This is a genomic window from Actinacidiphila paucisporea (genome assembly GCF_900142575.1).
GTDB classification, from domain to species: Bacteria; Actinomycetota; Actinomycetes; order Streptomycetales; family Streptomycetaceae; genus Actinacidiphila; species Actinacidiphila paucisporea.
The window spans coordinates 114,815-138,669 of the sequence record NZ_FRBI01000009.1 but is presented as its reverse complement, the minus strand read 5'-3'; the positions used below and the strand labels follow the sequence as shown (position 1 = coordinate 138,669).

At 75.0% G+C, this 23,855-nt stretch carries 21 protein-coding genes and 1 pseudogene; 14 read left to right on the top strand and 8 right to left on the bottom strand.

The genetic code is table 11. The annotated features are described in order from the left end of the window. Nucleotides 1-25: 25 nt before the first annotated feature. The 6 genes from BUE44_RS15950 to BUE44_RS15925 all read right to left on the bottom strand — a co-directional run bounded on the left by BUE44_RS15950 (nt 26) and on the right by BUE44_RS15925 (nt 7,039). Nucleotides 26-502: a YunG family protein gene (locus tag BUE44_RS15950; RefSeq protein ID WP_079189785.1), complete on the bottom strand. Its 477-nt coding sequence runs from the start codon at nt 500-502 to the stop codon at nt 26-28. Between the two features lie 51 nt (nt 503-553). Continuing rightward, a complete protein-coding gene (locus BUE44_RS15945) occupies nt 554-1,744 on the bottom strand; it encodes an alpha-hydroxy-acid oxidizing protein (protein WP_073498717.1) in 1,191 nt (396 codons plus the stop codon). A gap of 37 nt (nt 1,745-1,781) precedes the next feature. Next, the gene (locus BUE44_RS15940; protein WP_073498715.1) at nt 1,782-1,976 is read right to left on the bottom strand and encodes a DUF6381 family protein; all 195 of its coding nucleotides are present in this window, start codon (nt 1,974-1,976) and stop codon (nt 1,782-1,784) included. A 146-nt stretch (nt 1,977-2,122) separates the two neighbouring features. Beyond that, on the bottom strand, nt 2,123-3,592 hold the full coding sequence (locus tag BUE44_RS15935) for a hypothetical protein (RefSeq protein ID WP_073498714.1): 1,470 nt from the start codon (nt 3,590-3,592) through the stop codon (nt 2,123-2,125). Between the two features lie 454 nt (nt 3,593-4,046). After that, nucleotides 4,047-6,347: an FUSC family protein gene (locus tag BUE44_RS15930; protein ID WP_073498712.1), complete on the bottom strand. Its 2,301-nt coding sequence runs from the start codon at nt 6,345-6,347 to the stop codon at nt 4,047-4,049. A gap of 230 nt (nt 6,348-6,577) precedes the next feature. After that, complete coding sequence (locus BUE44_RS15925; protein ID WP_073498711.1) at nt 6,578-7,039, bottom strand: FadR/GntR family transcriptional regulator; 462 nt, start codon at nt 7,037-7,039, stop codon at nt 6,578-6,580. A gap of 11 nt (nt 7,040-7,050) precedes the next feature. On the opposite strand from BUE44_RS15925, the gene BUE44_RS15920 reads away from it, so the two are divergent. From BUE44_RS15920 to gndA, 14 genes are all read left to right on the top strand, one after another. Continuing rightward, entirely contained in the window at nt 7,051-7,380 is a 330-nt protein-coding gene (locus BUE44_RS15920) for a dihydrodipicolinate synthase family protein (protein ID WP_079189784.1), read from the top strand. 50 nt (nt 7,381-7,430) lie between these two features. After that, entirely contained in the window at nt 7,431-7,586 is a 156-nt protein-coding gene (locus tag BUE44_RS37485) for a hypothetical protein (RefSeq protein ID WP_159450260.1), read from the top strand. Nucleotides 7,587-7,823: 237 nt separating this feature from the next. Beyond that, complete coding sequence (locus BUE44_RS15915) at nt 7,824-8,879, top strand: LacI family DNA-binding transcriptional regulator (RefSeq protein WP_073498708.1); 1,056 nt, start codon at nt 7,824-7,826, stop codon at nt 8,877-8,879. Beyond that, on the top strand, nt 8,876-9,829 hold the full coding sequence (locus BUE44_RS15910) for a carbohydrate ABC transporter permease (protein WP_073498706.1): 954 nt from the start codon (nt 8,876-8,878) through the stop codon (nt 9,827-9,829). The genes BUE44_RS15915 and BUE44_RS15910 overlap by 4 nt, the downstream gene beginning before the upstream one ends. Nucleotides 9,830-9,906: 77 nt before the next feature. Then, nucleotides 9,907-10,737, top strand: coding sequence for a carbohydrate ABC transporter permease (locus tag BUE44_RS15905; protein ID WP_073499002.1), 831 nt, complete (start codon nt 9,907-9,909; stop codon nt 10,735-10,737). Then, nucleotides 10,737-12,056, top strand: a complete 1,320-nt coding sequence (locus BUE44_RS15900) for an ABC transporter substrate-binding protein (RefSeq protein WP_073498704.1) — start codon at nt 10,737-10,739, stop codon at nt 12,054-12,056. Before BUE44_RS15905 ends, BUE44_RS15900 begins: the two co-directional genes overlap by 1 nt. A 197-nt stretch (nt 12,057-12,253) precedes the next feature. Next, entirely contained in the window at nt 12,254-13,357 is a 1,104-nt protein-coding gene (locus BUE44_RS15895) for an ADP-ribosylglycohydrolase family protein (RefSeq protein WP_079189782.1), read from the top strand. Further along, nucleotides 13,354-14,706, top strand: a complete 1,353-nt coding sequence (locus BUE44_RS15890; RefSeq protein ID WP_073498702.1) for an ADP-ribosylglycohydrolase family protein — start codon at nt 13,354-13,356, stop codon at nt 14,704-14,706. The genes BUE44_RS15895 and BUE44_RS15890 overlap by 4 nt, the downstream gene beginning before the upstream one ends. Continuing rightward, nucleotides 14,690-15,835, top strand: coding sequence for an ADP-ribosylglycohydrolase family protein (locus BUE44_RS15885; protein ID WP_073498699.1), 1,146 nt, complete (start codon nt 14,690-14,692; stop codon nt 15,833-15,835). The genes BUE44_RS15890 and BUE44_RS15885 overlap by 17 nt, the downstream gene beginning before the upstream one ends. After that, nucleotides 15,832-17,445 carry an ADP-ribosylglycohydrolase family protein gene (locus BUE44_RS15880; protein ID WP_073498697.1) on the top strand — a complete coding sequence of 538 codons (1,614 nt, stop codon included), beginning with the start codon at nt 15,832-15,834 and terminating at the stop codon, nt 17,443-17,445. Before BUE44_RS15885 ends, BUE44_RS15880 begins: the two co-directional genes overlap by 4 nt. Continuing rightward, nucleotides 17,442-18,404, top strand: a complete 963-nt coding sequence (locus BUE44_RS15875) for a ribokinase (protein ID WP_073498695.1) — start codon at nt 17,442-17,444, stop codon at nt 18,402-18,404. The genes BUE44_RS15880 and BUE44_RS15875 overlap by 4 nt, the downstream gene beginning before the upstream one ends. A gap of 4 nt (nt 18,405-18,408) precedes the next feature. After that, on the top strand, nt 18,409-19,656 hold the full coding sequence (locus tag BUE44_RS15870; protein ID WP_073498693.1) for a CaiB/BaiF CoA transferase family protein: 1,248 nt from the start codon (nt 18,409-18,411) through the stop codon (nt 19,654-19,656). Nucleotides 19,657-19,739: 83 nt separating this feature from the next. Continuing rightward, the gene (locus BUE44_RS15865; protein WP_073498998.1) at nt 19,740-20,576 is read left to right on the top strand and encodes an HpcH/HpaI aldolase/citrate lyase family protein; all 837 of its coding nucleotides are present in this window, start codon (nt 19,740-19,742) and stop codon (nt 20,574-20,576) included. A 275-nt stretch (nt 20,577-20,851) separates the two neighbouring features. Next, a complete protein-coding gene (gndA, locus tag BUE44_RS15860) occupies nt 20,852-22,351 on the top strand; it encodes an NADP-dependent phosphogluconate dehydrogenase (protein ID WP_073498691.1) in 1,500 nt (499 codons plus the stop codon). Between the two features lie 19 nt (nt 22,352-22,370). Here gndA and BUE44_RS38495 read toward each other — a convergent pair whose 3' ends face one another. Continuing rightward, nucleotides 22,371-23,315, bottom strand: coding sequence for a right-handed parallel beta-helix repeat-containing protein (locus BUE44_RS38495; RefSeq protein WP_073498996.1), 945 nt, complete (start codon nt 23,313-23,315; stop codon nt 22,371-22,373). 102 nt (nt 23,316-23,417) lie between these two features. Beyond that, nucleotides 23,418-23,831: pseudogene (locus BUE44_RS38490) on the bottom strand (carbohydrate binding domain-containing protein); the annotation flags it as partial. Nucleotides 23,832-23,855: the final 24 nt, after the last annotated feature.

Here is a 23,855-nt window from a genome sequence, read left to right as displayed (position 1 = left end):
CCGCGGGGGCGCGGTGCGGCCCCCGTCAGCCTTCCGACGAACGGGAAGCGCCCGGAATCGACATCCGCGCGGTCCCTTCGTCCGCCGGGTGCACCATGGCGTCGGGGGCCGGCAGCGGGCCGAGGTGCCGGGAGACGCGCTCGCGCAGCAGCAGATACTCCTCCCAGCGGTGCGCCAGCGGCCCCTGCGGGCGGGTGACGGCCCTGGCGCCGGTCACCCGCTGGCCGCGCCGGAACTGCTCCGCGGTCACGTCGAGTTCTATGCCGCTGGGCAGGGCATTCCACCAGTGGAAGCCGTGCTGCTCACCGTCGAGGTGGACCTCGCCGACCATCAGGTCGCCGCCGAAGAGGTCGTGGACGAGCAGCGTGCTGATGTCGCAGTGGCCCCACGAGGGGTTGTCCGGCCGCCACTCCTCCCGGCACACGTCGTCGGGCGAGCACGTGTCGGCGGCCCAGGACGCGCGAAAAGCACGGTCGAGGTCCAGCAGGTTCCAGGTCGTCATACGTGCAGCGTCGCATCCGGCACTGACAGTCCCCCCGCGGCGGCCGCCGGGTCACGGCAGCGGGCGCAGGCCGGCCGGGGTGAGGTCGGCGACGCTCGGGTAGCCGTCGACGGCCATGATCAGGTCGGCCTCGGCCAGCACGGTCCTCAGGACGTGGACGATGCCGTCGGTGCCGCCGAGCGCGCAGCCGTACGCGTACGGGCGGCCGACACCCACCGCGGTCGCCCCCAGCGCGAGCGCCTTGACCACGTCGGCACCGGAGCGTACGCCGGAGTCGAACAGCACCGGCAGCCCGTCGGCCGCGGCGACGACGTCGGGCAGCACGGTCAGGGCCGGCAGGCCGCCGTTGGCCTGCCGGCCGCCGTGGTTGGAGCAGTAGACGCCGTCGACGCCGCCGTCCTTGGCGCGGCGCGCGTCGTCGGGGTGACATATGCCCTTGACGATCAGCGGCAGTTTCGTCACGGACCGCAGCCAGCCGAGGTCGTCCCAGGTCAGGGGGTTGCCGAACAGCTGGGTCCAGAGCAGGACTGCACCCTGCGGGTCGTCCGCCGGGTCCTTGCCGAGGAGGCGGCGGAAGACCGGGTCGGTGAAGTAGTTGGCCAGGCAGTGGCCGCGCAGCTGGGGGAAGTTGCCGGTGGCCAGGTCGCGCGGGCGCCAGCCGGTGACCCAGGTGTCGAGGGTGACGACGATCGCCGTGTAACCCGCGCGCTCGGCACGGTGGACCAGGCTCTCCGCCAGGTCGCGGTCGGTGGGCGTGTAGAGCTGGAAGAGGCCGGGGGTGCCGCCCAGTTCGGCGGCCACGTCCTCCAGCGGGTCGACGGTCAGCGTGGAGGCGATCATCGGCACCCCGGTCCTGGCCGCGGCCCGTGCCGTGGCGAGGTCGCCGTGGCCGTCCTGCGCGCACAGCCCGATCACCCCGACCGGCGCCATGAACAGGGGCAAGGGCCAGGTCGTACCGAACAGCTCGACGGACAGGTCGCGCTCCCGGGCGCCGACGAACATCCGCGGGTAGAGGCCCCAGCGGGCGAAGGCGTCGACGTTCGCCCGCTGCGTGGCCTCGTCGCCCGCGCCGCCGGCGACGTACGACACCAGCGACGGCGGCATCGCCTCGGCCGCGCGGGCCTCCAGCTCGGCGAACGTCATCGGCAGATCCGGCAGCACGCCGCCGAGTGCGCGCAGGTAGATGTCGTTCTGGTAGTTCCCGAACGCGGTGGGCAGGTGGGGTGGCGGCTGGTCGCTCATCAGGCGTCGTCCTCGCGATCGGGCAGGCGGGCGTGGGTCATTGCGCGGGGTAGATGTCCCCGGCCGCCATCATGCTCTCCTGGTCGCTGTCCGACTCCAACTGCTCGGCTCTGCGCTGGAGCCGGGTGCGTTCCGCCGTGCTGGCCGCGTGCTCGGCGTCCGCGGCGAGCTTGTCCGCCTGGGCGCGCAGTTGCCGGATGTGTCGGCGTGATTCGTCCGTTGTCGTCGTCATGGCCTGGCCTCGCTCCGTGCGTGAGTGCCGTCGCTACCAGCGAACCAGGCCGCGCCGCCGTCGGCCACTGGTGGGGGGTACGGCGCCCGGCCGGATGCGGATCGGCTGGGGTGGCGGGAGCGGCAGGGGGGCGGGAGAGGCAGGGGTCAGCGGGCGAAGTAGGCGCGGTAGCCGGGCAGTGCTGCCGAGCGCCAGTGCCGGGCGAAGGCGGGCGGGCGGTCGCCGGGCGCGACGAGGACGGCGACCGGCCGGTGGCGGGCGACCGCCAGCAGGCCGTCCGCGGTGATGCTACGGTCCGCGCCCGCCGTCTCGCGCGAGGCGCATCCCGCGTAGAAGGCGGCGGGGACCGCCGAGTCCCCGGAGAGCACACACGGTGGCCGCACGCCGTTCGCGCGCAGACCGGCGGCGACGGCGTCGTATTCGCCCCGCGCGCGCCGGTTGCCGTGGACCGCGGTGAGCAGGACGCTGCCCTGGATCGCCAGGTGGCCGCACAGGGCGACGACGACCACGGCGGTCACCGCGCGGCGCGGCCGGCCCGTAGCGCGGACGGCCGCCCACCACAGGCACTCGGCCACCGGGATCGCCAGCAGCGCGTAGGCGGGCAGCAGGAATCGGGGAGCCGCGTAGCCGACGGTGAAGAGGTAAGGGGCGGCGAGGAAGGCCGCGGTCAGCAGCGGCAGCCAGACCGTGGCCCGGCGGCCGCGCCAGGCCGCCGCGGCACCGCCCGCGGCCAGCAGGGGAAGCGCGAACCACCACGCCGAGGCCGCGCGGTGCCGCCACGGCACGTCGCACGGACGGCACAGTGTGCGGCCGTCCAGCGCGCGGATCTGGTCGTCCACGGCGAAGTGCAGGCCGAGGCCGCCCTCGATCGCGCTGGCCCGGTGCAGCCTGGCGGCCAGGCCGCCGTAGCGTACGTACGCCTCGACCACCCACTCCGCGCAGCCCGCGAGCAGGCCCGCCGCCAGCACCGCGAACAGCGCGGGGCGGCGCCACCGCCGGATCGTCAGGGCGGCGCCGGCCAGCGGCAGCACCAGCCACAACGCGTCCGGCGGCCGCATCAGGCCGACCAGCGCCACCCCGGCCGCCAGCCCGGCCAGGGCGCCGCGGTCGGTGCGGTCGCGGGCCGCGCGCAGCAGGCAGCCGACGGCGGCGAGCCCGCCGTAGGCGCTCCAGAGGTTGGGCATCACCTGCGACCCGTACAGCAGCGAGATCCACAGCCCGGCGAACAGGCCGCCGGCGAGCGCGAGCATCCGGGCGGGCAGCAGCGGGCGCCACACGCGCAGCGCGACGAGGAGTCCGGCGCCGGACAGCACGGCGAGGTAGACGCGCAGGGCGGCGGTGGAGGCGGTCAGTGCGGCGACGGGTGCGGCCAGCAGGGAGATACCGCGGGCCCTGGGCGCGCTGAAGAACGCGGCGGGTACGTGGGCGGAGACCTGGCTGGTGTAGACGGTCTCGTCCCAGCCCAGGCCAGAGCCCGGAACGGCGAGCACCAATTGTGCGACGACGAAGGCGGCGCAGACCGCCACCACCCAGCCGAGGGTGCCGGGCGCGGCGGCCGCGCCAGGGTCCGGCCCGGCGACCGGCCGGCGGACCCGTACGCGGAGCCTGTCGGACATCGGCGACCTCGCTACGTGGGTACGGCGGCATGGCGGCACGAGCGGCCGGCTAGTGCCGACTCTCGCCGCACGGGCGGGGCCGCGACCACTCGACACGACGTACGGCGGGAGTGAATGTCCCGCCGCCCGGGGCCGTCCGCCGGGGCCACCGCTCCAGCCGCCCTCCCCCGGCGCGACCAGCCGCGCCCGAGCCGGCGTAACCCGGCGGCCGCCGCACACCGGCCCCCCGCTGGGGACAGGGCCCGCGCCCTCCGCGGGCGCGACCAGCCGCGCCCGAGCTGGCGACCCCGACCGCGAGGTCCGGCGGCCGCCGCACACCGGCCCCCACTCGGGACAAGGCACGCGCACCCCGCGGGCGCGATCAGCCGCGCCCGAGCCGGCGTAACCCGGCGGCCGCCGCACACCGGCCCCCGCTTTGGACGAGGCGACCGGTCGCGGCGCCCGAGCCGGTCGCTCAGGGCAAGGCGTGGGCCGCCGTGGACAGGGAGGTCTGGAGGCGGCGGGCCGCGTCGAGGTGGTCGCCGGTCCAGATGATGCGGACGGCGGTCGCCGTCGCGCGGCCGCGCTCGTCGCGCAGGTCGCGGTGGACCGCCTCGACGAGGCGGCTGTCGGCCGCGAGGTCCTGCGGGAGGGGGGCCGGGACGGGGTGGTGGCCGTCGAGGCCGTCGGCGAGGCCGTGGTACCAGGCCGAGACGCGGCCGGCGCCGGACAGCAGCTCGGAGCGGGCCGCGGCCCGCTCGGCGTCGCTGTGCGCGTCGCCCGCCCGCTGCCACATGCCGAGCACCGCGTCCGCGGCGAGCCGCAGGCCCACGACGCCGGTGACGAGCGTGGTCATCTCCGCGAGCGGTACGGGCTTGGGTCCGCGCTCGGCCAGGTAGCTGCGGAAGGCGTCGTCGAGTCGCCGGGCCGCGGCGGCGGCCTGCCGCCCGGCGGCCAGCGGGGCCGCGGCAGGTTCGGGGCCCGCGGTGCAGCAGCCGACCGCGTAGTCGACGGCTCCGGCCAGATAGTCGGCGCTGTCGGCGTACGCCTCGGCCATGGCCTTGCCCACTGCCGCCGAGGCGCCGCGCGGCCAGAAGAAGAGGCCGACGACGATGCTTACCGCGCAGCCGAGGGCGATGTCCTCGACGCGGAAGAGGCCGACGCGCCAGTCGGGGACCTGGCCGATGTTGAAGAGGATCACCAGGGTGACGGTGAAGGCGGCCTGGCCCGCGGCGAAGGAGATCGCGGCCGGCGCGATGCCGGCGACCAGGACGGCGAGCGGCAGCAGGAACCAGAGCAGGACGCTGTTGTGGCCGATGAGTTGGAGCAGCGCCGCGCCGGCGATCGAGCCGGCGACCGTGCCGGCCAGTCCCCGCACCGCGTTCTGACCGGTGTTCAGGGCGTTGGAACGCAGTACGGACAGGGCGCCGAGCACCACCCAGAAGGAGTGCTGGACGGTGGTCACGTCGGTGAGGGCGACGGCGAGGCCGAGGCCCGCGGCGCCGCGGACGCTGTTGTGCAGCCACACCGAGTGCGGGTCGACGTGCGCGGCGGCGCGTTCGCGGGCGGCGGTGAGCGGGTGGCCCATGCCGCCGGGCTCGCGGCCGAGCAGCCGGTCGGCCCAGCCGCGGCGCTCGGCGGCGGCGGCGAGGTCGACGTTGGAGGCGATCTGCAGGACAGCGAAGCCCAGTTCCTGGGCGCGGAAGGAGACGTCGAGCGAGCTGAGGAAGTCGGTGACCTCCTGGTCGCCGTCGGGCGCGGTGCGCCGGCCCGGCAGCCGGGTGGTGGCGTCGTGCTCCATGGCGTCCAGCGCCTTGCTCAGTTCCTCCGTGGCGGCGCGCAGCGGGGAGGGGTCGGTGTGCCGGCCCTCCAGCAGGTCGGCGGCCTCGTCGAGGGCATGGGCGGCGGCCCGTTTGGCCAGGCAGGGCGCCGCCACCTGGCCGCGGGCGGTGTCCAGCGGTGTGCCGCTGTGGGCGGCTATCGCGGTGAGCCAGGTGAGTTCGTCGACCAGCCGGACCAGGGCGCGGGCCCCGGTGGACAGGCCGGTGGGGCGGTAGGGCGTGGAGTCGAAGGCGCGGCGCAGCCGTTCCGCCGCGGCGGCGGCGCCCGCGGCCGCCGCCGCGCAGTCCTCGGCGGTGGGTGTGTCGGGGCCGAGCACCAGGGCGGCGTCGACGCGCAGGCGTACGGCGACCGCCCGGCAGACGGCGGCGGCGGGTGCGCTGAGCGGGTCGGTGGAGGGGCGCGGCCACAACAGGGTGACGGCGAGCATCGAGGCGGCGGTGGCGAGTCCGGCGCCTGCCAGCCGGTCGGGCAGCGCGGACATCGGGGCGGCCAGCGACACCGGCAGGATGAAGCCGAGCAGCAGCGCGGTCGTGGCGCCGGCCAGCACGGAGCTGACGATGCCGGAGAAGAGGACCAGGAAGCCGATCACGACCATGGTGGTCACGCCGAGCCAGGTCACCCTGGAGACCGCGGTGCCCAGGCAGATCATTCCCGCCCAGGCGACGGCGAGGGCGGCGTGGGCGCGCAGCCGCTGCGCCACGGGCCCGCTGAAGTCGACGAGCAGCAGCATCGAGAAGGCGCCGAAGGCGGCGAAGCTCGCCGTGGTGGGCGAGCCGAGGCCCTTGCTGCACAGTGCGAACAGCGCGGGCATCACGATGGCGCCGCGGCCGGCCCTGCGGGTGGCGGCCAGGCCCGGGTCCTTGGCCCGCAGCCTGGCGGCCAGTGCCCGCAGCGCACGGCGGGCGCCGCTCGGATCAGGGGTCGGGGTGTCCATGCGGGGCGCTCCTCGGGTCGGCGGGGCGCGGCGCCGCCCGGGGCGGTTCCGGCGCACCGCTGGCGTCGAGTATCGCGGGTGGGGGCGCGTGGCGAAATGGTGATCCACAAGCTGGTCACCGCGCGCTCCGTCTGGTCGCCGCGCGCTCCGTCTCGCCGCGGCCCGGTGGACGACCGGGTCGTCTCGGGGCCCGCGAGGCACGGGCGGCCACCGCGAGCGGGCCGCCTTCGTCAGGCCGGGTCCGCGGCGACCGCGGCGGACCCGGTGGCGCCGGTCCAGCGGTCGAAGCGGCCGGTGATGTCGGCGAAGTGCTCGGCGATCCTGGCGGCGGCCGCGTCCGGGTCGCGGGCGGCGACCGCCTCCAGGACCTGGCGGTGCTGGCGTACGACCTGGTCGTGGGCGGTGTGCGGTTTGCCGACCTCGGTCTCGACCTGGCGGTAGACGTCCCAGAACAGCGCGATCAGCTGGAGGACCAGGGCATTGCCGAGGGGTTCGTAGAGCAGCTCGTGGAAGCGCCGGTCGTGGCCCGCGCGGCCGGCGTCCCCGTCGGCGGCCAGCGCGTCCAGCTCGTCGCGCAGCCGGCCGAGGTCCTCGTCGGTGAGTTCGAGCGCGGAGCGGCGGATCAGGCCGCTCTCCAGCAGGGCGCGGACCTCGACGATGTCGAGCAGGCCGCGCGGGTTGTCCCTGCGCACCGCCGCTCGAACTGCCGCTCGTCGCCTACGACATCCCGTCGAACGTCGGCTACAAGCTCCCGCCCGCGCTGCTCGGCGAGCTGGCGCAGGCCAAGGTGATCGCCGCGGTCAAGGACTCCCCGGGCGACCTGGAGTCCTTCCAGCGGGTGATGGACGGTGCGGCGGGCAGCGGAGCGGGCTGCCTGACCGGCTCCGAGACGCTGGCGGACCTGGCGATGGCGCGCGGCGCCGACGGGATCGTGCCGGGCCTGGGCAATGTGGACCCGCACGGCCACGTACGGCTCTACGAGGCCGCGCGGGCCGGCGCACCGCCGCCGCGCGGGCCGAACAGCGGCGGCTGACCGAGCTGTTCGGCATCATCGAGGTCGCCGACCGCGGCCCGGTGGGCCGGATGTCGGGCGCGCTCGGCGCGTTCAAGGCCGCGCTGTTCGCCCGCGGGGTGATCAGGCACGCGCGCACCCAGGCGCCGTTGCTGCCGCTGACGGACGCCGAGTCGCGGGCGGTCGCCGAACTGGTGTCCGCGGCAGGGCTGACCCCGGTCGACTAGCCACCTGTCCGCGGCGCTCATCGCGCCGCGGTCGGACCGGCCGGACGCTCGGGACATCGCGCCCGCCGACAAGATTTTCCTGAACGCTTCCCTCCGGGACGTGATTCAGGCCACAATTGATTGACCGTCAGTGAAACATCCGCGCAACATTGCGGAAACCACTCCTCCCACGAGGAGTCGTAGAAGGATCACTCTGTAAACGTTTACAGTTTGCCGCCGGCCAGCAAGGGGGCCACTATGACGACTTCGGGCGGACCGCCCACCGTGGAGACGATCGCCGCGCGGGCGGGGGTGTCGATCGCCTCGGTCTCGCGTGTTCTCAATGGTCACGGGGCCCGCCCCAACACGGTGCGGCGGGTCGAGCAGGCCGCGGCCGAACTGGGCTACGTGCCCAACGGGGTGGCCAGGTCCCTCAAGGGCGGGCGGACCCGGCAGCTGACCTTCGCCATGCCCGATGTCGGCAACCCGGCCTACGTGTCGATGGTCCGGCAGATACAGACCGTCACCAAGCCGCTGGGCTACCGGTTGCTGCTGCACTCCACCGACGCCGTCGCGGAGGACGAGTTGGCCGTCGTGCGCAGCCTCGCCGACCGGACCAGCGACGGGCTGATCCTGTGTCCGATCCGGGTGACCGACGCGCATCTGGAGGTGCTGGCCCGCGCCGCCCGCCCGGTGGTGGTCATCGGGTCGCTGCCCGACGCGGCAGCGGTGGACAGCGTGCGCGCCGACTCGGTGACAGGCACCCTGCTGGCGGTGCGGCACCTGATGGAGCGCGGCCGGCGGCGGATCGCGTTCATCAACGGCCCCTCCGACACCGTGCCGGGGCGCAACCGCAGGATCGGCTACGAGACGGCGTTGTGCGAGGCCGGCCTCGTACCGGACCCGGCGCTCACCGTGACCACCGACTTCGGCATCGAGGCCGGCGCACTGGCCGCCCACCGGCTGCTGGACGCGCACCCGGGCATCGACGCCGTCTTCTGCGCCAACGACCAGCTGGCGCTGGGCGCCGCCCATGCCGCGCACGACCGGGACCTGCGCATACCCGACGACCTCGCGGTGGTGGGTATGGACGACAGCGAACTGGCCAGGGCCGGCCATCCGGCGCTGACCAGCGTGGACCTGGGGTCCGCGGAAAGGGGCGGGATCGCCGCCCGGATGCTGGTCGCCCGGCTCGACGGCGGCCGGCACGAGGTGCGCTGCGAGACGGTCGCGCCCCGGCTGGTGGTCCGCGAGTCGACCACCGGCGCGCGGAGCAGGTCCGCCGGCGCCGGTGTCGCGGTGGGGGTGTCATGAGCGCCACCGCGGCGACCCGGCCACGGCCGGGCGCCGGCACTCCCCCGCCGCGTACGGCCGCCGCCCGCCGCCGCATGCTCGGCCTGGACCGGGACGCCTGGTTCCTGCTGCTGCCCGCGCTGATACCCGTGCTGGTGCTGAGCGTCGGACCGCTGCTGTACGGCATATCGCTGGCCTTCACCGACGCCCAGTCGGGCGTCACCCGGTCCACGTCCTTCACCGGCGTGCGCAACTTCGCGGACCTGCGGCTCGACTCGCTGTTCTGGGACTCGTTCAGGATCGGCCTGGTCTGGGCTGTCTGCGTGACCGCGCTGCAACTGCTGCTGGCGCTCGGCCTGGCGCTGCTGCTCAACCAGAACCTGCGCTTCCGCTGGCTGGCCCGCACGCTGGCGCTGGTGCCCTGGGCGATGCCGGAGGTCGTGGTCGGCATCATGTGGCGGCTGGTCTACAACCCGGACGCGGGCATCCTCAACAACACGCTGCGCCACCTGCACCTGACGTCCGGGCACACCGACTGGCTGTCCAGCCTGTCACTCGCGCTGCCCGCGGTGATCGTGGTGGGCGTGTGGTTCGGCATGCCGCAGACCACCGTGGTGCTGCTGGCCGGCCTGCAGAACGTACCGCTGGAGCTGCACGAGGCGGCCGCCATCGACGGGGCGGGGGCCTGGCGCCGCTTCACCACGGTGACCTGGCCGACGCTCAAGCCGGTGGTGCTGTCCATCACCGCGCTCAACTTCATCTGGAACTTCAACTCCTTCGGCCTGGTGTACGTGCTGACCAGCGGCGGCCCCGGCGGCAAGACCCGGCTGCCGAGCCTCTTCGCCTACGAAGAGGCTTTCCGCTACGGGCAGTTCGGCTACGCGGCGGCCATGGGCCTGGTGATGGTCGCGGTGGTCGCCGTGCTGCTCACCGTCTTCCTGCGCAACCGACTCAAGGAGGCCGACCAGTGAGCGCCGCCGTCCCCGCCTCCGAGCAGGCCGCCCCGCGGCCCGTCCCCCTTCCGCAACCGGCTCCCCCGCGGCGGAAACTGGGCCGCCGCGCGGGCCGCACCGGGCAGTACGCGGCACTGCTGTGCTATCTGGTCTTCCTGGCCTTCCCGCTGCTGTGGCTGGTCTCCACCGCCTTCAAGTCGCCCAGGGAGCTGGGCTCCGTCGACCCGACGTGGCTGCCGCGGCATCCGACGCTGGGAAATTTCCGCACCGCGCTCGACGAGCAGCCGCTGCTGCACGCGGCGCTCAACAGCCTGCTGGTGGCAGGGGCGGCCGCGCTGGTCTCGGTGGCGGTCGCGGTGCCCGCCGCGTACGCGATGGTGCGGTTCAAGGGCGCGGTCAGCCGGGCAGGCACCGGCTGGGTCCTGGTCAGCCAGATGTTCCCGCTGGTGCTGGTCATCATCCCGCTGTTCATGGTGCTCAAGAATCTGCACCTGATCGACTCCCGGCCCGGCCTCGTCGTCGTTTACGTCGTGTGGACGCTCCCCTTCGTGCTGTGGATGCTGCAGAGCTACGTCAGAGCGGTGCCCGTGTCGCTGGAGGAGGCGGCCGCGATCGACGGCTGCGGGCGGCTGCGGACGCTGCGCAGCGTGGTCCTTCCGCTGCTGGCGCCCGGGCTGGTCGCGACCCTGATGTTCGCCTTCGTCACCGCCTGGAACGAGTTCTTCTTCGCCCTGGTCCTGCTCAAGACACCGGAGAAGCAGACGATGTCCGTGATCCTCACCCATTTCACCGGTGCCGAGGGCGCCGCGGACCTCGGCCCGCTGGCCGCCGCGTCGCTGCTCGCCACCATTCCCAGCCTGGTCTTCTTCGCGCTGCTGCAAAAGCGCCTGGTCGGCGGGATGCTGTCCGGGGCGGTGAAGGGCTGATGCGCCGCCGCAGCCTGCTCACCGGCGCCGCCGCGACCGCCGCTGCCGCCTCCTGCGCTGCCGTGCTGTCCGGCTGCGGCTCGTCGGCCGCGTCCGGCGTGCCCACCCTGGACTTCCTGTCGCTGGCCTGGCAGGAGGAGTCGGTCAAGGCCAACAAGGCGCTGGTGGCGCAGTGGAATTCCGCGCACCCCGACGTGCGGGTTCGCTACGTACAGGGCAGTTGGGACGACGTCCACGACCAGTTGCTCACGTCCTTCGAGGGCGGCGCGGCGCCCGACATCATCCACGACGAGGGCAACGACCTCACCGACTTCGGCTCCGGCGGCTACCTCGCCGACCTGACCCACCTGCTGCCCGCGGCGGCGCGCGGCCGTATCCCGTCCGCCACCTGGGACATGGCCCGCTTCGACGGGGGTCTGTACGGCGTGCCGTTCCTGCAGGAGCCGCGGATGCTGATCGCCAACCGCACCCTGCTGGACCAGGCGGGGATCGGCCTGCCGGACGCGGCGAAGCCGTGGACGTGGGACGAGTTCGAGGACATCGCCAGGGAGCTGTCGCGCCCCGGCGGGTCCGGCGAGCGCTACGGCGTGGCGTGGCCCATGAGTTCACCGGTCAGCGTGACGCTGAATCTGTCGCTGACCACCGGTGGCCGGATCCTCTACCGCAAGGACGACGGGGGCACCGAAGTCCGCCTGGACCAGGCCGACTCGGCCTTCGCCGAGCTGGTACGCCGCCAGGTCGGCACGGACAGCTCGGCGCCGGCCAGTGCGCTGGGCATGGGCGGCGGCGACACGCTGCCCGGCTTCTTCGCCGGGCGGTACGCGATGCTGCCGCTCAACCTGTCCTACCGGCAGCAGATACAGCAGCAGGCGCCCGCCCACTTCGACTGGGTCACCCTGCCGCTGCCGGTCGGCGCCGGCGCACCGGACGGCGGGCGCGCGCAGGGCGTCAGCCCGCAGACGCTGTCGGTGTCCAAGGGCTGCGGGCACAAGGCGGAGGCGGCGGCCTTCATCGACTTCATGACGCAGACCGGGCCCCTTGTGGAGCTGGCCCGCGGCGACTGGATGGCCCCGACCGCCACCGAGGCGCTGCGCGATCCGTCGCTGACCACCGACAAGCTCGGGTGGAGCACCGGCATGTCGGTGGCCGCGCACCTGGTGGCCTCCCCGGCGCTGGGCCGGCGCGGCTATCCCGAGTGGTCGGACAAGGTCGCCACCCCCGCCCTGCAGCGGTTCTTCAGCGGTGGCATCGGCCTGGACTCGCTGCGCAAGAAGCTGGTGCGCGACGGAAACCGGGTCTTCGACCGCTACCGCACCTGAGGCGCCGCCCGCGCCGCCGAACCCGCACCCTGCACCCCCGCAAGCCCGTACCCCACAGCCCGTGCCGCAGCCACGACAAGGAGCCGCCGACATGTCCGCAGCCGCGTACCGACCGCTGCCGCGACCGCCGCCCCGCCGCGCAGGCAGACGGCGGACGCACGCACCACACAGCAGGACTCACCAGGAAATGGCACGGCATGAGCACAACTCCCGCCTCACCCGACACCTCCGGCCCCTATCCGACCCCGTCTCCCCACAGCGCCCGCCGACCCGCCCCCGCACCCGGCTCACCCCGAGACCACGCGCGCGGCGCGCTGACCGGCCTCGCCGTCGGTGACGCGCTGGGAGCGCCGGCCGAGAACATGAAGCCGTCGGCGATCCGCAAGCGCTGGGGCCGTATCGAGGACTTCGTCAGCGACGACCCGGCCGGCACCGACGACACCGAATACGCGATCCTGTCCGGCCTGCTGCTGGCCCGGCACGGCTCCGCCCTGACCGCGGGCGACGTCGAGACGGCCTGGCACGTGTGGATCGCCGACCGCGACGAAGGTCCCTTCAAGGGCGCGGGTTTCAGCGAGCGCGGCACCCTGGAGAACCTCCGCCGGGGCCTGGCCTCGCCGATCACCGCACAGCACCGGCACGCGTGGAGCGACGGGCTCGCGATGCGTGCCGCGCCCTGCGGTGTCTTCGCCGCCGGGCGTCCCGCCGAGGCCGCGCGGCTGGTCGCCATCGACGGCACGGTCAGCCACGAAGGCGAGGGGATCTACGGCGGGCAGGCCGTCGCGGCGGGCGTCGCGGCGGCGATGGGCGGCGCGGACTGCGCCGCGGTGATCACCGCCGCGCTGACGGTGGTGCCCGAGGACTCCTGGACCGCCCGCTCGCTGCGCCGGGCGGTGACGGTGGCCCGCCGGGTCAGGCTCGACGCCGGCCTGACGGTGCTCGACCGGGAGCGGGCGCTGCGTGCCGCGGTCGTCATCGGCGGCTACCCGTGGACCGACCTGGCCCCCGAGGCGGTGGGCCTGGCCTTCGGCGCGTTCGCCCTGGCGGCGGGCGACTTCACCGGCTCGGTGCTCACGGCGGTGAACATGGGCAGGGACGCCGACACCACGGCCGCGGTCGCGGGCGCGCTCGCCGGTACGCTCGGCGGCTGTTCCGCCATCCCCTACCGCTGGTCGCGTGCCGTCAAGGCGGTACGCGGCAGCTGCCTCCCCGCGATGGCCGGCTACCACGTCCACGACATCGCCGACCTGCTCACCCCCGACGAGCACGGCCACGCCACCGCGGGACGGGCCGCCTCATGACCCACCGGCCCTGCACCGCGGCCGCGACAGCGGCCACACCCCCTGCCGGCCCCGCGGCGCCCCGCCACCCCGGTCCCGCCCCACGCACTACCGACGCGACACCGCCGCGGCCCCGCGGCAGGGGGCGAGCGGCCGCCGGCGTCCCGAGCCAGGGGGCCGCGGGAGGGGACGAGGCGCGGTCGCGGGTCGAAGGGCTGCTGCTCGGGCTCGCCGCAGGGGACGCCGCCGGGTGGCCCGCGGCGCGGCACCGGGCGGCGCGGATGCCCGAGTGGACGCGGCGGCTGACGCGCGAGCTGGACACCTTCGCCGAACAGAACGAGACGACCACCCTGCCCGTGCCGATCGCCCTCAACCAGCCGCCCGAGCCGCTGCGGCTCGGGCCTTCCGACGACGCCGAGTGGGCGGCCTTCACCGCGGAGGCGGTGCTCGCCTCGCGCGGGGCGCCGCTCAGCGACCTCAGCCGCGACCGGCGGGTGCGCGCCGCGGTGGACCTCGCCTGGATGTCGCTGGCCGCCGAGATCTCCTCGGCGGCGGCCCGTGCGCCCGAGGTCGAGTCCGCGGTGATCCCGCTGCGGGCCAGGATCTCGGTACGGGCGGGGCTCGGCAATCTCGCCACCGGCCTGCGCCCGCCCGCCACCGGCCACGACAACCCGCACTTCTTCGACGACGCCGCCTGCGGGCGGGCCTGCGTGCTCGCCGTGGTCCACCCCGGCGACCCGGCGGCCGCCGCCGACCTCGCCGAATACGACGCGCGCTACACCCAGGACGAGGACGGGGTGCACGGCGCCCGTGCGATGGCAGCCGCCGTCGCGCTCGCGCTGGCCGGCGCCCCGACGCAGGACTGCGTGGCCGCGGCCCTGGCCCAGTTGCCGCCCGGCTCGGAGATCGCGCGCAACGCGGAGCACGCGGTCGCCCTCGCCCGCGCGGCCGGTGCGGCCGGCGACGGCGTCCACGGGCGGGCGTTCGGCCTGGTCCCGCTGCTGGAGCACCAGATCATCGACCACGTCTACAGCTACGGCATCGCCGCCGCCGACACGGTGCCGGTCGCCCTCGCCCTGGTGCTGGCCGGCGACGGCGCCGTGGGCGAGGCGGTGCCCGCCGCCGCGTGCCTGTCGCGGGTCGCGGACTCCGCGCCCGCGCTGGCGGGCGCGCTGGCCGGCGCGCTCGGCGGGGCGCACAGTCTGCCCGCCTCGTGGCGGGCCGCGTGCAGGACCCTGGCCGGCTGCGCGCTGCCGCGGCTGGCCGGCCTCGATCTCGTGGAGTTGGCCGGACGGCTGGCCGCCGTCGAGCCGGCCGTCACCGCCCAGGAACGACCAGGAGGACTCGGAATCCATGAAACTGACGCTTGAGGACCGCGTCGCGGGCTGCCTCGCCGGCGCCGCTGTCGGGGACGCGCTCGGCGGCCCGGTCGAGGGCTGGACGCCGGAGCAGATCGCCGAACGGCACGGCGGCCGGGTGCGCGGCATCGTCGGCCCCTTCCACGAGGACTGGCGCACCGCGCGGCCCATCGCGCCGTATCACAAGGGCGACGGCCACGTCACCGACGACACCCTGATGACGCACGCGCTGGTCCGGGTCTACGCCAAGGTACGCGACCACCTGGACGCGTACAGCGTCGCGGAGCACCTGGTGCCCGACCTGATCGGCACACCCCGGTGGATCCCCGAACTGGAGGCGGAGGCGCTGCCGTTGCAGCGGATCTTCCTGGCCGAGAAGTGGATCGTGGCCCGGCTGCACTACGGGCACGTGGACCCGCGGGAGGCCGGCGTCGGCAACATCGTCAACTGCGGTGCGGCGATGTACATGGCGCCGGTCGGCGTGGTCAACGCCGGCAATCCGGCCGCGGCTTACGCGGAGGCGGTGGAGGTGGCGGCGCCGCACCAGTCGTCCTACGGGCGTGAGGCGGCGGGGGTCTTCGCCGCGGCCGTCGCGGCGGCCTTCGTGCCCGGCGCGACCGCGGCGAGCGTGGTGGACGCGGCGCTCGGGCTGGCCAAGGACGGTACGCGGGCGGCGATCGAGGCGGTGTGCGAGCGGGCCGCGGGCTACGATGACTGGGAGCGGGCGCTCGGCCCGCTGCGGGAGGCCGTCGCACCCTTCGACACGGTCGGGCCGCGCTACCGCGAGCCCTCGCTCGGCGCCCGCCGCCCGTCCCGGCTGCACGCCATCGAGGAACTCCCCGTCGCACTCGGCATGCTGCTGGTCGGCGGCGGCGACTACGAGCCCGCGGTGCTCGGTTCGGTGAATTACGGGCGGGACTGCGACTCGATCGCCACGATGAGCGGGGCGATCGCCGGAGCCCTCGGCGGCACCGGGGCGGTGCCCGCCGGGTGGAGCACCGAGGTGGGCCGGGCCAGTCGCCTCGATCTCTACGCCCCCGCCGCGGAGTTGACCGCCGTCACCCGGGAGGTCTTCACCCGGGACACCGAACGCCGCCGGGCGCACGAGACGGCGTTCACGGCTCTGGCGGAGGTGCGATGACGCCGCACGCCGGGGACGTGCGGCTGACCTGGGTCCAGCCGGAGGACCTGATCGGCCACGAACTGCGCCAGGCGGCGGAGGACGGCCGTGACCCGGCCGAGGTGGGCCGCCGCTGGCTGTCCGCGGGCGGCCACCTCGCTCCGCCCCGCGCGGGCGCCTCCCCGGTGCCCGCCGCCCCGGAGCTGCGCGCCCTGGCCGAACGGCTGCTCGACGAACTGGCGGCGATGCCCGGCCTGCTGGACGCGGCCGAGCCGACCGAGCTGGCGGCGATCCACGCGCTCGCCGCGGCGTGGCCGCCGCCTCGGCCCGGCGGGTCCGGAGGACCGGCAGCGGCACCGCCGCCGCCCTCGGGGCACGCCTTCCGGGCCGAGCCGCACCGCCCGGCGTCGGACGGGCCGCGTGCCGGCCTGGCGCCGGCCGGGCACGCGGGAGCGCCGCCCGCCGCTCCCGGCCTCCGGGCCCGCGGGCGTACCGCGGTGATGGCGGGCGGGACGGCTCCGGCGACGGGTGCCGGTGACCACGCCGTGCCGGCCGGGCGGCTGGAAGCCGGGTGGCTCGGGCGGGCGGTCGGATGCCTGCTCGGGAAGCCGGTGGAGAAGCTGACACTCGGCGGGATCAGGGAGATCGCCCGCGGGACCGGCAACTGGCCGCTGGGCGGCTGGTTCACCGGCGTCGGGCTCGACCCGGCCGTCGCCGGGCGCCATCCGTGGAACCGCCGCAGCGCGGGCACCTCGCTCGCCGAGAACATCAGCGGGATGCCGGAGGACGACGACCTCAACTACCCGGTGCTCGGGCTGTTGTTGCTGGAGAGGCACGGCCACGGCTTCAGCACCGCCGACGTGGCGCGGCTGTGGCTGGACGAGCTGCCCGCGGGGCGGACCTTCACCGCCGAGCGGGTCGCCTACCGCAATCTGCTGGACGGGGTCGAGCCACCGGGGACAGCCACCCGGCGCAATCCCTTCCGCGAGTGGATCGGCGCGCTCATCAGGGCCGATGTCCACGGCTGGACGCATCCGGGCGATCCGGTCGCCGCCGCGGACCAGGCGTGGCGGGACGCGGTGCTCACCCACACCGGGAACGGCGTCTACGGGGCGATGTTCGCCGCCGCGGTGATCGCCCGGGCGGCGGGCGGCGGCGCCGACGTCCACGCGTGCCTGGCCGCCGGGCTCGACGTGGTGCCCGCGGGGTCGCGGCTGGCACGGGCGGTGCGGTTCGGCGTGGCGGCGGCCCGTGCGGAGCCGACGGGGACGGCCGAGGGCTTCGCGGACGTGGTGGACGCCCTGCACTCCGCGTACGGCGACCACCACTGGGTGCACGTGCTGCCCAACGTGAGCCTGCTGGCCGCCGCCCTCACCCACGCGGACGGCGACTTCACCGGCTCCATCACCCGTGCCGTGTCGGGAGGTTGGGACACCGACTCGAACGGCGCGACGGCCGGCTCCGTCGCCGGGCTGCTCGCGGGTTCGCCCGCGGCGCTGCCCGACCGGTGGACCGACCCGCTGCGGAACCGGCTGTCGACCACGGTCGGCGGCCTCGACGGCATCGGCTTCGACACGCTCGCCCGGCGCACCGCCGCGCTCGCGGTCCTCCCGCAGGAAGGCAGCTCATGACAGCACCCCCCGCACGACCGGCCGGGATCGCGGTCCTGGGCAGCGCCAACATGGACCTGGTCGCGTACGTGAAGGTCGCGCCGGCCCGCGGCGAGACCGTGACCGGGGAGTCGTTCCGCACGGTCGCCGGCGGCAAGGGCGCCAACCAGGCCATCGCCGCCGCACGGGCGGGCGGCGCCGTCGCGATGATCGGAGCGGTCGGCGACGACGACTTCGGCGGACGGCTGCGTGCCGCGCTGGCGGACGCGGGCGTCGACACCGGCCGGTTGCGTACGGCGCCGGGCCCCAGCGGCATCGCGCAGATCGTGGTGGACGGCGAAGGGCACAACGCGATCGTGGTGGTGCCCGGCGCCAACGGAACGGTGACCGGGCTGACTTCGGACGACGAGGCGGTGATCGGCCGCGCCGGCGCGCTGCTGCTGCAGCTCGAACTCCCCCTCGCGGGCGTGCTCGCCGGGGCGCGAGCGGCCAGGGCACAGGGCGTACGGACCGTCCTCACGCCCGCGCCCGCGCAACCGCTGCCCGACGAACTGCTGGCCGTCACCGACCTGTTGGTGCCGAACGAGCACGAGGCCGCCGCACTCAGCGGCCGGCGCGACCCGCGTGCGGCAGCCCGCGCGCTGCTCGACGCCGTACCTGAGGTGGTGATCACGCTGGGCGCGGCGGGCAGCCTGCACGCGGTACGCGGCCGGGAGCCGCTCGCGGTGCCCGCGCTGGCGGCGGACGTGGTGGACACCACCGCGGCGGGCGACACCTTCGTCGGGGCGCTGGCGGTGGCGCTCGGCGAGGGCCGGGAGACCGCCGACGCGCTCGGCTGGGCGACCGCGGCCTCGGCGCTGTCCGTTGAGCACCCCGGCGCCTCCTCCTCGATGCCGCACCGCGCCGCCATCGACGCCCGCGCGGCCGCCGCGCACCGCACACCGTCAGGACGATCCGCACGCACACCGGAACAGAGGTAGGACCATGCACGATCCGCATCCGCAGGACGCGGCCCCTTCCGCCCCGGCACCGGCCGCCGATCCGCCGTCCGGCCCGCTGGCCGGTATGCGGGTCCTCGACCTGGCCACGCTCTTCGCCGGGCCCGGCGCCGCCACCCTGCTCGGCGACTTCGGCGCCGACGTGATCAAGGTCGAGCACCCGAGCAAGCCCGACCCGTCCCGGGGCCACGGCCCGGGCAAGAACGGCGTCGGCCTGTGGTGGAAACACCTCGGCCGCAACAAGCGCAATATCACCGTCGACCTGTCCACCGCCGGCGGGCGCGACGTACTGCTCAAGCTGGTCGCCTCCGCCGACGTGGTCATCGAGAACTTCCGCCCAGGCACCCTGGAGAAGTGGGGCCTGGGCTGGGCGGAGCTGTCCGCCGCCAACCCGCGGCTGGTGCTGGCCCGTGTCACCGCCTTCGGCCAGTTCGGGCCGTACGCGAACCGCCCGGGTTTCGGCACCCTCGCGGAGGCGATGAGCGGCTTCGCGGCGACGACCGGTGAGCCGGACGGCCCGCCGACGCTGCCGCCGTTCGGCCTGGCCGACGCGGTGGCGGGACTGGCGACCGCGTACGCGGTGATGGCGGCGCTCGCCGGCCGGGACCGCACCGGCGCCGGGCAGGTGGTGGACATGGCGATCATCGAGCCGATGCTCGCCGTGCTCGGCCCGCAGCTGCTCTGGTACGACCAGCTCGGCTACGTGCAGCCCAGGATGGGCAACCGCTCGGCCAACAACGCGCCCCGCAACACCTATCGCACCGCCGACGGCAGCTGGCTGGCGGTGTCGTCGTCGGCGCAGTCGGTGGCCGAGCGGGTGCTGCGGCTCGTCGGGCACCCGGAATTCACCGACGAGCCGTGGTTCGCGACCGGCACCGGGCGCGCCGCGCACGCCGACGAGATCGACAAGGTGGTGGGCGACTGGATCGGCCGGCACGACCGCGAGGAGGTGGTGGCCGCGTTCGAGTCGGCACAGGCCGCGGTCGCGCCGGTCTACGACGTGCGCGACGTGGTCGCCGACCCGCAGTTCCGCGCGCTGGGCACGGTGGCGCAGGTCGAGGACGAGGACCTGGGCCGGTTGCGGATGCAGAACGTGCTCTTCCGGCTGTCCGCCACCCCCGGGGCGATCCGCTGGACGGGCCGGCCGCACGGCGCCGACACCGCGGAGGTGCTGGCCGAACTCGGCCTGACCGGACCGCAGATCGCCGCGCTGCGCGAGGAGGGCGCGCTGTGAGCCGCCAGGTCCGCGCCGCCACGGTGCCCGCGCCCGGCGGCGGTCCCGACGCGGGCCCCCGGCGCCGCCCCCCGGCCGCCGGCATCGCCCTGACCTGGCTCTACGCACCGGGCGACCGGCCCGACGTGGTGGCCAAGGCGCTACGGTCCGGGGCCGACGTGGTGCTGGTCGACCTGGAGGACGCGGTCGGCCCCGCTCGCAAGGAGTACGCCAGGGCCGCGACCGCCGAGCTGCTCGCGGAGCCGGTCGCGGGCCCCGCGGCGGTGCATGTCCGGGTGAACTCGTTGCACGGCCCGCTGTTCGCCGCGGACCTTGCGGCCCTCGCCGGGCTGCCCGGGCTCGGCGGTCTGCGGCTGCCGAAGGTCGGCTCGCCGGCGGACGTCGACCGGGTGGTGCGGGTGCTGCGCGAGCACGGTGACGTACCCGGACTGTATCCGCTGCTGGAGTCCGCGCTCGGGGTGGAGAACGCCTTCGCGATCGCGTCGGCCGACCCGGCCGTCAAGGGCATCGCGCTGGGTGAGGCCGACCTGCGGGCCGACCTGGGGCTCACGGACGAGGAGGCGCTGGTGTGGCCGCGGGTCCGCACGGTGGTCGCGGCGCGGGCGGCGGGGCTCGCGCCGCCGGCCCAGTCGGTCTACCCCGACGTCCGCGACCTGCCGGGCCTTGCCGCGTCGTGCCGGCGCGGCCGGTCCCTGGGCTTCCTCGGGCGGGCCGCGATCCACCCGCGCCAACTCCCGGTCATCGAGCGGGCGTATCTGCCGTCCGCGCCGGAGATCGCCGCGGCCCGGGAGACGGTCGCGGCGGCCGACGCCTCCCCGGGCGCGCTGGCACTGCCCGACGGCCGCTTCATCGACCCCGCGGTGGTGGCCGGCGCCCGGCGGGTCCTGGCACTGGCCGCACGAGCGGAGGCGACCGCCTGATCGGGCGGCCCGCGTACCGCGGTGGGCACGCCCGCCGTCCGCGACCGCCGGGGCGGCGGGCGGTTCGCGCATCGCGCAGGGCGGGTCGCACGACCCGGCGGGCGGTGCGGGCGGATCCCGCGGGCGCTGCGGGGCGCCGCCGCGCTGAGCGGCCCGGCGGCGACGCCACGCCGAGCCTTTCCGTTTCGGGGTGATTTGTCCGCCATAATCGTGGGCAGGGAGCAGTCTGTAACACCTCCGCGGCACGCATCCCGACACGACAAAGGGTGGACCCCATGGCCTCCGCAGACCAGGCGGCGCAGCACAGCAAGGGACCGGGCGGCAAGGCGTCGCCCGGCACGGCGCAGATCGGGGTGACCGGGCTGGCGGTGATGGGCCGCAACCTCGCCCGCAACCTGGCCAGGAACGGCTACGCCACCGCGGTCCACAACCGCACCGCCGCCCGTACGCGCGCGCTGGTCGAGGAGTTCGGCGACGAGGGCACCTTCGTGCCGTCCGAGAGCGCGGAGGACTTCGTGGCCTCGCTGGAGCGGCCGCGGCGGATCATCGTCATGGTCAAGGCGGGCGATCCGACGGACGCGGTGATCAGGGAGTTCGCCCCGCTGCTGGAGCCCGGCGACATCATCGTGGACGCGGGCAACGCGCACTTCGCCGACACCCGGCGCCGGGAGAAGGAGCTGCGCGAGCGCGGCATCCACTTCGTCGGCACCGGCGTGTCCGGCGGCGAGGAGGGGGCACTGCACGGCCCGAGCATCATGCCCGGCGGCTCGGCCGAGTCCTACCGGGCCCTCGCGCCGATGCTGGAGGCCATCGCGGCCAAGGCCGACGACGGCTCGCCGTGCGTGGCCCACATCGGCCCCGACGGCGCCGGGCACTTCGTCAAGATGGTGCACAACGGCATCGAATACGCCGACATGCAGCTCATCGCCGAGTCCTACGACCTGCTGCGGCACGCGTGCGACCTGCCGCCGGAGCGGATCGCGGAGGTCTTCCGCGGCTGGAACCAGGGGCGCCTCGACTCGTACCTGATCGAGATCACCGCGCAGGTGCTCGCACACACCGACGCCGAGACCGGCAAGCCGTTCGTGGACGTCGTGCTCGACCAGGCCGAGCAGAAGGGCACCGGGCGCTGGACCGTGCAGACCGCGCTCGACCTCGGGGTGCCGGTCAGCGGCATCGCCGAGGCGGTCTTCGCGCGGTCCGTCTCCGGTCACGCCGACCTGCGCGAGGCCGCGCGCGGCCTGCCGGGGCCGACCCCGACGCTGCTGGACAGCGCGGCCTACGACCGCTTCGCCGACGACGTCGAGCAGGCGCTGTACGCGTCGAAGATCGTCGCCTACGCGCAGGGCTTCCACCAGATCGCGGCCGGCAGCGCGGAATACGGCTGGGATGTCGACCAGGGCCGCGTCGCGGCGATCTGGCGAGCCGGCTGCATCATCAGGGCCGCCTTCCTCGACCGCATCAGGGCGGCCTTCGACGCCAGGGGCGACCTGCCGACGCTGCTCATCGACGAGCACTTCAGCGAGGCGCTGCAGGGCGCGCAGAGCGCCTGGCGCCGCGTCGTCAGCACGGCGGCCGAACTGGGCATCCCCACCCCCGGTTTCGCCGCCGCGCTCGCCTACTACGACAGCCTGCGCGCGCAGCGCCTCCCCGCCGCGCTGATCCAGGGCCAGCGCGACTACTTCGGCGCCCACACCTACCGCCGCGCGGACCGCCCCGGCACCTTCCACACCCTCTGGGCGACCGAGTCCCGCGAGGAGGTCACCCCGTCCTGACCTCGCCCGCGACGGCGGGTCAGCCGATGGGAACACCCGGGTTGACCAGGCCGTTGCCGCCGGTGACGGTGTTGTCCGCGGCGACGGTGACCGGGCAGGAGGCGGCGTCGTAGTTGGTGACGTGGACGGCGTAGCGGTCGGGTCCGGTGGCGCCGGTCAGGTCGGAGGAATTGCCGCGGAAGACCGTGCCGCAGCCCCACCCGGGGTACTGGCTGTGGGTCTGGAAGCCGTCGTTGGTGGTGTGGGTGCCGCGGTTGCCGGTGACGGTGTAGCCGTTGCCCTTGACGTCGACCCACGAGTCGTCGAAGTTGGCGCCGGTCAGCCCGCTGCCGTCGAAGGTGTTGCCGGTGATCACGCCGCCGGTGGTGCCCTCCTTGATGTCGATGTTCTCGCCGCCGACGTTGGGCCCGATCACGTTGCCGGCGATGCGGACGTGGTCGCTGGTGTCGGTCAGCGTGTTGGCGGTTCCGACGTAGATGCCCTCGCCCATGCCGTTTCCCGAGGTGCCGGTGTCGTGGATGGACGAGTTCTGCACCACGCCGTAGCTGCTCGACGTGCGGAAGTGAATGCCTTCCATGGTGGTGTGGTGCACCTCGACGGAGTCGACCACGACATGGTCGGAGCCGTCGATCATGATGCCCTTCTGGGCGCCGGTCAGGGTGATGCCCCTGATCGTCCAGTAGGGCGAGCCGGTGAGCTGGATGACGTCTCCGCCGCCGCTGGAGGTGGTGAGCACCGCCTTCGCGGACCCGGTCAGGGTGATGGGCGCGGCGGCCGTGCCGGCGGCGGCGATCTTGAAGTTGCCGACGTAGGTGCCGTCGGCGAGCCGGATCGTCTGCCCGGGGCGCGCGGCCGCCAGTGCCGCCTTGAGCCCCTTGCTGTCGACGACGTCGACCACCGGACCGCCGCCGGAGGTGGTGGGGGTGGCCGAGGGCGTGGGGGTGCCGGTGGCTGTGGGGCTCATCGTCGTGGGCGTCGCGGACGTCGGAGTCCCGCCGGCCGGCGGGCCGGTGAACGTGACGTCGTCGGCGGACACGGCGCCCGAGGCGTACCAGCCGCTGACGGTCACGGTGAGCGCGGTGGTCGCGGGACCGGCGACGACGTTGACGGTGAGCTGGGTCCACTGCGAGGCCCCCGTCCAGGTCGACTGCTGCACCGCGTCACCGGACGCGGCGAGTTGGGCGTAGGCGCCCTTCACCCAGGCGCTGAGCACGTACCGTCCGCCCGGTTGTACGGCGACGGTCTGCGCGCACGCGGCGGTGTCGTTGGCGCCGGGTGAGGACAGCAGGGAGTACGACCCGGAGTGCGGGGCCGCCGTGGTGACGGTCGAATGGCCGTCGGCGCAGACCCAGTTGCCGGTGCCGCCGCTCTCGAACCCCCCGTTGGCCAGCAGGTTCGGCGCGCTGTCGGCGGAGGCGGAGGCGGCGCCGGGGAGGGCCGCGAGGAAGGTGAGGCCGACGGCGGCGGCGAGCGCCGCCACGGACGCGGCGGCGCGCCCTGCTGC

Coding starts and splice junctions, on each gene's coding strand:
- BUE44_RS15930 (WP_073498712.1), bottom strand. CDS start 6,347: ATGGACACCCCGACCCCTGATCCGAGCGGCGCCCGCCGTGCGCTGCGG.
- BUE44_RS15885 (WP_073498699.1), top strand. CDS start 14,690: ATGAAACTGACGCTTGAGGACCGCGTCGCGGGCTGCCTCGCCGGCGCC.
- BUE44_RS15870 (WP_073498693.1), top strand. CDS start 18,409: ATGCACGATCCGCATCCGCAGGACGCGGCCCCTTCCGCCCCGGCACCG.
- BUE44_RS15895 (WP_079189782.1), top strand. CDS start 12,254: ATGAGCACAACTCCCGCCTCACCCGACACCTCCGGCCCCTATCCGACC.
- BUE44_RS37485 (WP_159450260.1), top strand. CDS start 7,431: ATGTCGGGCGCGCTCGGCGCGTTCAAGGCCGCGCTGTTCGCCCGCGGG.
- BUE44_RS15875 (WP_073498695.1), top strand. CDS start 17,442: ATGACAGCACCCCCCGCACGACCGGCCGGGATCGCGGTCCTGGGCAGC.
- BUE44_RS15940 (WP_073498715.1), bottom strand. CDS start 1,976: ATGACGACGACAACGGACGAATCACGCCGACACATCCGGCAACTGCGC.
- BUE44_RS15910 (WP_073498706.1), top strand. CDS start 8,876: ATGAGCGCCACCGCGGCGACCCGGCCACGGCCGGGCGCCGGCACTCCC.
- BUE44_RS15950 (WP_079189785.1), bottom strand. CDS start 502: ATGACGACCTGGAACCTGCTGGACCTCGACCGTGCTTTTCGCGCGTCC.
- BUE44_RS15935 (WP_073498714.1), bottom strand. CDS start 3,592: ATGTCCGACAGGCTCCGCGTACGGGTCCGCCGGCCGGTCGCCGGGCCG.
- BUE44_RS38495 (WP_073498996.1), bottom strand. CDS start 23,315: ATGAGCCCCACAGCCACCGGCACCCCCACGCCCTCGGCCACCCCCACC.
- BUE44_RS15890 (WP_073498702.1), top strand. CDS start 13,354: ATGACCCACCGGCCCTGCACCGCGGCCGCGACAGCGGCCACACCCCCT.
- BUE44_RS15900 (WP_073498704.1), top strand. CDS start 10,737: ATGCGCCGCCGCAGCCTGCTCACCGGCGCCGCCGCGACCGCCGCTGCC.
- BUE44_RS15915 (WP_073498708.1), top strand. CDS start 7,824: ATGACGACTTCGGGCGGACCGCCCACCGTGGAGACGATCGCCGCGCGG.
- BUE44_RS15880 (WP_073498697.1), top strand. CDS start 15,832: ATGACGCCGCACGCCGGGGACGTGCGGCTGACCTGGGTCCAGCCGGAG.
- gndA (WP_073498691.1), top strand. CDS start 20,852: ATGGCCTCCGCAGACCAGGCGGCGCAGCACAGCAAGGGACCGGGCGGC.
- BUE44_RS15945 (WP_073498717.1), bottom strand. CDS start 1,744: ATGAGCGACCAGCCGCCACCCCACCTGCCCACCGCGTTCGGGAACTAC.